The organism is Thermoplasmata archaeon (assembly GCA_035622275.1).
In the GTDB taxonomy this organism is placed as follows: Archaea; Thermoplasmatota; Thermoplasmata; order Lutacidiplasmatales; family UBA184; genus Lutacidiplasma.
The window spans coordinates 1-7520 of sequence record DASPVQ010000016.1; the positions used below are offsets into that span (position 1 = coordinate 1).

General features: G+C 71.2%; 6 protein-coding genes. 5 read left to right on the top strand and 1 reads right to left on the bottom strand.

Annotation, left to right across the window (positions count from 1 at the left end; all coding sequences use genetic code 11):
* The first annotated feature begins 143 nt into the window (after positions 1-143).
* The 4 genes from VEL82_04665 to VEL82_04680 all read left to right on the top strand — a co-directional run bounded on the left by VEL82_04665 (position 144) and on the right by VEL82_04680 (position 4003).
* Positions 144-1571 carry an FAD-dependent oxidoreductase gene (locus VEL82_04665; protein HXW67150.1) on the top strand — a complete coding sequence of 476 codons (1428 nt, stop codon included), beginning with the start codon at positions 144-146 and terminating at the stop codon, positions 1569-1571.
* Positions 1572-1707: 136 nt separating this feature from the next.
* The gene (locus VEL82_04670; GenBank protein HXW67151.1) at positions 1708-2250 is read left to right on the top strand and encodes a PadR family transcriptional regulator; all 543 of its coding nucleotides are present in this window, start codon (positions 1708-1710) and stop codon (positions 2248-2250) included.
* Positions 2247-3239 (top strand): ABC transporter ATP-binding protein, encoded by a 993-nt coding sequence (locus VEL82_04675; GenBank protein ID HXW67152.1) that lies wholly within the window; start codon positions 2247-2249, stop codon positions 3237-3239. The genes VEL82_04670 and VEL82_04675 overlap by 4 nt, the downstream gene beginning before the upstream one ends.
* Positions 3236-4003, top strand: a complete 768-nt coding sequence (locus tag VEL82_04680) for an ABC transporter permease (GenBank protein ID HXW67153.1) — start codon at positions 3236-3238, stop codon at positions 4001-4003. The genes VEL82_04675 and VEL82_04680 overlap by 4 nt, the downstream gene beginning before the upstream one ends.
* A gap of 72 nt (positions 4004-4075) precedes the next feature.
* Here the strand turns inward: VEL82_04680 and VEL82_04685 are convergent, their stop codons facing one another.
* A complete protein-coding gene (locus tag VEL82_04685; GenBank protein ID HXW67154.1) occupies positions 4076-6484 on the bottom strand; it encodes a glycoside hydrolase family 15 protein in 2409 nt (802 codons plus the stop codon).
* Positions 6485-6588: 104 nt separating this feature from the next.
* Between VEL82_04685 and VEL82_04690 the strand changes: the two genes are divergently transcribed.
* On the top strand, positions 6589-7443 hold the full coding sequence (locus tag VEL82_04690) for a sulfite exporter TauE/SafE family protein (protein HXW67155.1): 855 nt from the start codon (positions 6589-6591) through the stop codon (positions 7441-7443).
* The last annotated feature ends 77 nt before the right edge of the window (positions 7444-7520 follow it).

The window sequence follows — 7520 nt, forward strand, 5'->3', positions numbered from 1 at the left end:
CCGGTCGGTCCGGCAGGGGGCCGCCCCCGCCACGGCAGGGGGCTCCATCGCGTGATAGCCCATCGCAGACCGAGGCGCGAACTCTTTAGGGACCGCGCGGGTCTCCACATCGAAAGCTCTCCGGGCCAGGCGCGAAGGCGACGATGGATCGTTACGAACGGGTGCCGATTCGCGAGGAGACCCGGGATCAGCGCGTCGAGCGCTTTGCCCTCATCGACGAGCCGTACACCCTCGAGGAGGCCGTCCTCGAAGGGCAGCGTTGCCTCCAGTGTGCCATGCCGTACTGCGTCCAGGGGTGCCCGATCACCCAGGACGCCCGCGGCTACAACATCCTGGTCGGGGAACGGGACCTGGACGGCGCGGCTCGGTTGGTTCTACGGGAGAACCCGCTGGCGACGGTGCTGTGCAAGACCTGCTACCACTTCTGCGAGGACGACTGCATCATGACCGGTAAGGGCGTCCCCATCGCCATCCGGCACCTCAAGCGGGCCGCGCTCGACTACGGGAAGTCCGACCTGCTCTACGTGCCGTCCAAACGCAAGGAGGAGCGCATCGCGATCATCGGTGCCGGTCCGGCCGGGCTGATGGCGGCCTGGGACCTCGCCGTGCGGGGCCACCCCGTCACGGTCTTCGAGCACGAACCGTTCCTGGGTGGACAGATCAACACCATCCCGCGCTATCATCTCGACCCGGACGATCTCGACACCGACCTCGCACGCTGGAAGAACCTCGACATCACCTTCGTCGTCGGCAAGCGCGCCGGCGTCGACTACACGCCCAAGAGCCTGCTCGACGACGGCTTCGAGGCCGTGCTGGTCTCCATCGGCGCCTCCAAGGCCCGCGAGCTCGGCGTGCCCGGTGAGGAGTTGCCCGGGGTCTACCACGCGCTGCCGTTCCTCCTCGCGATGAACAAGCGGCCGGAGGGGCTCTTCGGCCGGACCGGGCGCCGGATCGTCGTGATCGGCGCGGGGGACGTGGCGCTAGATGCCGCCCGCTCCGCGCGTCGGCTCTCCGGCGGCGGCGAAGTGCTGCTCGTCTACCGTCGCGGCCCCGAGGACATGAAGGCCACCGAGGAGGAGAAGACCGGAGGTGAGATCGAGGGGGTCCGATATGTCTTCTTCCGGGCCCCGAAGGTCATTCTGGGCACCGAGCGCGTCGAGGGCCTCGTCGTGGAGCGCACCGAGCGGGGACCCCCGGACGCCCACGGACGCCGCACCCTCGTGACGGTGCCGAACTCCGAGGAGACGATCCCCTGCGACATGATCATCGTCGCGGTCGGCGAAGTGGCGGACGTCTCGGGCTTCGATCCCGCCTACGACTTCAAGTTCGCGTCGATGGGCTGGCCGGAGGGGAAGCGCGAGGGCTGGATGACCGACGTCGACGGCGTGTTCGCCACGGGCGGGCGCTCCGTCGTGCACGCCATGGCCGCCGGCGAGCGCGCCGCGGCGGCGATCGATGTCTATCTCGCCCGCAAGCACGGTCGCGCGCCCGAGCCCCGACCGGACCCGTTCGGCGGACCGACCCCGCCCCCCCCTCCCCCGGGCTACGGGGGCGCGACCTGGACCCCCTGAGCCCTCGTCGGACGGTCCGCCCCCGACCGGGCCGCGTGCCGCTCGACCGGACTCGACGGACGGCGTACCCGCGTCCGCAGTGCGCACCGCGCGGGGCGCGGGTGGAGCTTATATCGAATTCGACTCATAACTCAACATGCCTCGGGAGGCCGGACCCCGGCCCGGACGGATCCTCGGGTTCTACGCGATCGCGGTCATGGACCGGGAGGGTCCCATCTACGGGTACCAGCTGGCCGAGCGGATCGCGCAGCGCACCGACGGGGCGTGGCGACCGGGCCCGGGCGCCATCTACCCGGCGCTGCAGGCGCTCACCGAGCGAGGCCTCGCCCGGGCGAGCCGGAGGGAGCGCCGCCGCCTCTACACGATCACTCCGGCCGGCCGTCGCTGGCTCGCTCGCGTCCGCCGGCACTGGATGGTCGGCGGGGGGACCGGGCCGGACCTCAGCCGTCTGTGGGCCGAAGTCGCCGGCGCCGCCGACCCGGGCCAGCATCTCGCGCGTCGCCTCCATCGACAGCTCGAGTCGCTCGCGTCGATGCTCGAGGGCGATCCGGCGGCCCGGGCCGGCACGGGACTCCTGATCGATCAGGTCGTGGCGGAGCTCGACGCCGCCCGCGCCCGGCTCGGCGCGCTGCCGACCGCGCGGCCCGCGGCGGCCCGCCGACGCGGGAGGTCGCGGTGAGCGAGAACGCGATCGTCGTCGAGGGGCTGAGCAAGCGCTACGGCTCCGCCAGCCGGGGCGTCCTCGCGCTCGACGACGTCAGCTTGACGATCCCCGCCGGCACGGTCTTCGGATTGTTGGGCCCGAACGGCGCGGGCAAGACGACCCTGATCAAGGTCCTCACCGGCATCAGCGACATGACGAAGGGCCGCGCGACGGTCGCCGGATACGACGTGCGGACCCAGTCCCTGAAGGTGCGCGCCCGCATCGGCTGGGTCGCGGCGGAGGTGATCCTCGACGACGACTTCACCGCCCGGGAGAACCTCTGGCTCCAGGCCAAGCTGCAGGACCTCACGGACTGGGAGCCCCGCGCGGACCTCCTCCTGCGCTACTTCGACCTGAACGCTCGGGCCGACGACAAGGTCAGCGGGTTCTCGACCGGCATGCGCAAGAAGCTGGAGATCGCGCTCGCGCTGCTCCACCAGCCCTCGGTGATCTTCATGGACGAGCCGACGATCGGGCTCGACGTCAACACCCGGCGGATGCTCTGGGACATCGTGACCGGCGTCCACAAGGAGTTCGGCGTCACGGTGCTCCTGACCACGCATTACATCGAGGAGGCGGAAGCCCTCTGTGACCGCGTCGCGATCATCGATCGCGGCAAGGTCATCGCGGTCGGGACCCCGGCCGAGCTCAAGGCCCGGGTGCGGGCGGACGTCGTCCGCCTCGAGACCTCCGAGCCGCTCGACGTCGCCCGGGTGAGCGCGCTCGAGGGCGTGCAGGAGGTGCGACCCGAGGGCAACGATTGGCTGATCCGGGTGGGCTCGGCCGCGACGTTCCTGCCGGCACTGCTCGGCAGCGTGCGGACCGAGACGGTGCGGCGGATCACCGTCGAGGGCCCGAGCCTCGAGACCGTGTTCCTCGACCTGACGGGGCGGCGCATCGGGGCCGAGGAGCCGATGCGCGACGTCCGGCAGTTCTACGCGCAGATGCGGAGGGCGCGGCAGTGATCAGCCAGTTCTGGGGGCTCTACGCCCGCGAGATCCTGCGCACGTTCCGCAACCCGTTCGTCCTCGTGATCACGGTCGTGCAGCCGTTCATGTGGCTCGCCTTCTTCGGCTCGAGCTTCGCCAACGCCCCGCCGGAGTTCCTCAAGTCCTTCGTGGGCGCGAACAACTACATCGCGTTCCTGCTGCCGGGCACGCTGTCGACCTCGATGCTCTCGGTCGGGATGTTCGGTTCGATGAGCACGATCCAGGACAAGCGCTTCGGTTTCATGAAGCGCATCCTGATCACGCCGACGTCCAAGGGCGTCATCTTCATGTCGAAGGCGCTCGGCGGGGCGACGCGGGGGCTCGTGCAGTTCCCGATCATGATCGTCGCGGCGACGGTCTTCGGCGTCTCCTTCCACCTCTCGCCGATCGAGTGGGCGGCCTGGATCGTCGGGCTGTTCTCGCTGGCGATCGGCTTCGCGAGCCTGTTCCTCGCGGTCACGGCGTCCTCGACCGACTGGCAGACGCCGGGCGTCGTCTCGAACTTCATCACGATGCCGCTGATGTTCGCGAGCACCGCGCTGTTCAGCGGGGCGTTCTTCCCCAGCTGGATGATCGCGATCTCGAACGTGAACCCGATCACGTTCTCGGCGCTGCTCGGGCGGGCGTTCGTGCTCGGCACCGCCGTGCCGTGGATCAACCTCGGCTACCTGGTCGCCTTCGCGACGATCCTGCTCGTGGCCGGATATCTCGTCTCGTCGCGCTGGCTGAAGGTCGACTAGCGCGTCGCCCGGCCGGGCGCGGCCCGTCCGCGTTCGAGCGGGGTCGACGCGCGGCCCGACAGGGACCGGTGACTAGGGCGCCGCGGCGACCGAGAAGTCCGTGCCCTCCCAGCGATCCTGGTTCGGCCAGTAGAACGTGAAGCGCCAGGCCCGTCCGCCGCGTTCCAGCGGCGCGAGGTCGACGTAGTGGAGATCGAGCCCCGTGTCGATCGAGTCGAGGTCCTCGGTGCTGGCCCACCCGTCGCGGCTCGCATGGAGTCGGAACGCCCGCTCCGCGATGATCCGCAGGGTCTCGTTCGGCTCGATCGTCGCGGTCCGACGCCGGAACGTCCAGACCTCGAGGGGCGGCGGTGCCCGGTGCGCTCGGAGGTAGCGGTCGGCGACCTCGGGGACCCGGTCGAACACCTTGCGGTCGGACGCCGAGCGCAGCAGCTTGATGTACTCGGCGTGGGCCCAGCACAGCGGGGTCGCCGATTCGGTGGGCCGACCGAGCCACAGGTGGAGTTCCGGACGGTCCGGCTCGTCCCAGACCTGCTCGGGCAACAGGCCGGTCGCGGTCGCGAAGCGCTCGAGCGCTCGCAGGTACGGACCCGGGTCGTGGCCGCGCGCGAGCTCGTAGTGGCCGCGCTCGCCCGTGAGGAGCGGCCAGGCGCGGCCCCGGCCCCAGTCCGCGTACGGCCCGCCGTCGTCGCGATCGCCGTAGCCGTCGTGGTTGTAGCGGTGCCAGACCGGGCCCGCCGGGGTATCGACCTTCAGGACGCGGTCGACGACGCGGACGGAGTCGACGATCACCGGGTCGTCGGGGGAGCGGACCCCGCATCGGACGAGGTTGAGGAAGCCCGCGTCGACGATCTGGTTCGCCGGAAAGTCGGCCGGAACGCCCCGGGGGAGGTTGGGGAGGTGGACCATCCCCATGTCCGGCCCCTCGTGCGGGTTCGGGTCGTCGATCGGTGCCGGACGGATCCGCACGTAGTGGCGGGGGATCCCGGGAACGAGCGTGCCGGTCGTCGTGACCGTCCAGCGTTCGATGTGCCGCTCGAGGAAATCGGCGTACTCGTGCAGAAAGTCGGCGGCGACCCGATCGCCGCGCGCGCGGGCGGCCTCCGCCACGACCGAGATCGCCGCGATCGACACGGCGAGCGTCGACGGGGAGTAGCCGCTCAGCTCCTCCCAGCGGTCCTGCTGGGTGACGGGTCCGCTGGCGACGAGGAAGCGGGCCCCGCGGCGGATCATCGGGTAGGGGTCGAACTCGTCGAGCGCCTTGGCCGCGAGCAGCTGTCGGGCGAGGAGGATCGGCATCGCGGTCTCGTCGAGCTGGATGCCCGTCCAGTACGGGGTCCCGTCGACCCAGAAGTTCTGCGGGAAGCCGCCGTCCGGCTGCTGGCGGGTCGCGAGGTAGATCAGCGCGCGCGCGGGCGCCTCGGTCGTGCCCGAGGCGAGGAGCGCGCTCGCCGTATGCGACAGATCGCGCGTCCAGAGCAGGTGGTAGCCACCGCGGTCCTCGTCGCTCTTGGACGCGCCCCACGGGATCGACAGGGACGCGATGAACGCGCCCGGATAGACCTTGTCCTCGTGCGCCAGCAGGATCGAGCGGCTGGCGCGGTAGAGGCGTCCCCCGTCCCCCTGCGCACGGTCGAGCCGCAGCTCGTGGGCCGCGGTCCGGGACCACTGTTCGAGGAACCGCTTTCGGTGGACGTCGAACGGGGTCGCGAGCGACTGGAACAGGGTCGTGATCGCGGCCGCGACCGTCTCGCCGAAGGCGAGCCCGATCGTGAACTCCGGCACGTCCCGCACCGGCAGCTCCCCGGTGAGCGCCACGTTGCCGTTCGGGGCCCGGTCGAAGTGCCACTCCATCCGGTAGTGCTGCGAGAGGTCCGACCAGCCATCGCTCGCGCCGACGTACCCGACGGAGGCGTCGGCGAACGGAACGGTCGCCCCGAGCGCAAGCGCGGCGCCGTCCTTCTGGGCGGTCAGGATCGTCCGGTCGAGCCCGTGCATCACCGTCGCGTTGTTGCCCCAGCCGCCGACGTCGAGGTGCGGCGCGGCCAGGACGAACACCCGCAGCCGCTCGGCCAGCGAGGGATCGGCGACCTCGATCCCCGTCCGCATGAGCAGGCAGGGCAGATGGGGGTCGCCGATCACCTCCTTGTGGATGCGGTACCGGTGGCTGGGGTCCTCGCCGCGCACCCGGTAGCCGAGCGCGTGGTCGTCGGGTCGTTCGGTGACGGCCCCGAGGACCCGGCGCTCCTCGTGGAAGAACGTGGCGCCGTCCGTGACCAGGAGCTGCAGGTCGCGCAGCTGGGGCCGGTCGATCGTCGGGAAGTACACCTCCGTGACCGCGCCCCGCCAGAGCGTGAACCACAGGCGCGAGTCGGCCGAGTAGGCGGTCCCGACGCCGTCCTTGTTGCTGTGGGCCCAGCGCGGCGGCATCCCCGGGGCGCCGAACGCCACCCGATCGCCCCTCGGCTCCAGCGTCGCCACCTCGTGCGCCGGGCGGAGCGGCGCGTGCGCTTTGAGCTTTGGTGCCGGCGCGAACGGAGCGGTGGCCGCCGCGCTCCTTTTCTCACCGGCCCGTTTGCCCGCGCGTGGACCTCGGCCTCTTCGTGCTCCTCCTCCTCGTCACGGGGGGCATCGCCGGGCTCGTCGGATCGCTGACGGGGCTCGGCGGCGGCGTCATCGTCATCCCGATACTGGTCGTCCTCTTCGGCGTCGATTTCCCCACGGCCGCGGGCGCCGGCCTCATGACGATCCTGGCGACCTCGTCGACCACGGGGGCCGCCTACCTCCGCGAGCGCCTTACCGATCTCCGGATCGGAATGTTCCTCGAGATCGCGACGGTCCCGGGCGCGATCGTCGGCTCCGTGGCCACGGTCTTCCTGGCCCACGCGAACCTCGACGACGCGCTGCTGATCGCGCTCGGCTTGGTCCTGTTCGCGATCGTTCCGGGGAGCATCTCGCGTCGCGGCGAGGAGCTACCGTCCGGCGTCGTGCCCGATGCCCGGTCCCAGCGCCTCGGCCTGGAGGGCCGCTACCACGACAGCGCGCTCGGGCGCGACGTGGACTACCGCGCGGCGCAGACCGATCCGGCCCTCGGGGTGATGTTCGGGGCCGGCGTCGTCTCGGGGATGTTCGGGATCGGGGGCGGAGTGTTCAAGGTGCTCGCGCTCGAGCGGTTCCTGCGGCTGCCGATGAAGGTCGCGACCGCGACGAGCAACTTCATGATCGGCGTCACGGCGGCCGCCGGCGTCGGCGTCATGCTCTTCGCGGGGTACGTCAATCCGTTCCTCGCGGCCCCGGTCGCCGCCGGGACCGCCCTCGGGGCGGCCGTCGGGAGCCGGCTACTACCGGAACTGAGCAACCGGACGGTGCGGCTGTTCTTCCTGCCCGTCATCGCCGCGCTGGCTGTCGAGATCATCCTTCGGGGGCTGGGGATCGCATGACCGTGGTCCCGCCGCCGCCCGGCATGCCCGCCCGGCCGACGCTGCCGGCCGGGGCGCACGACCGCATGGCGGCGGTG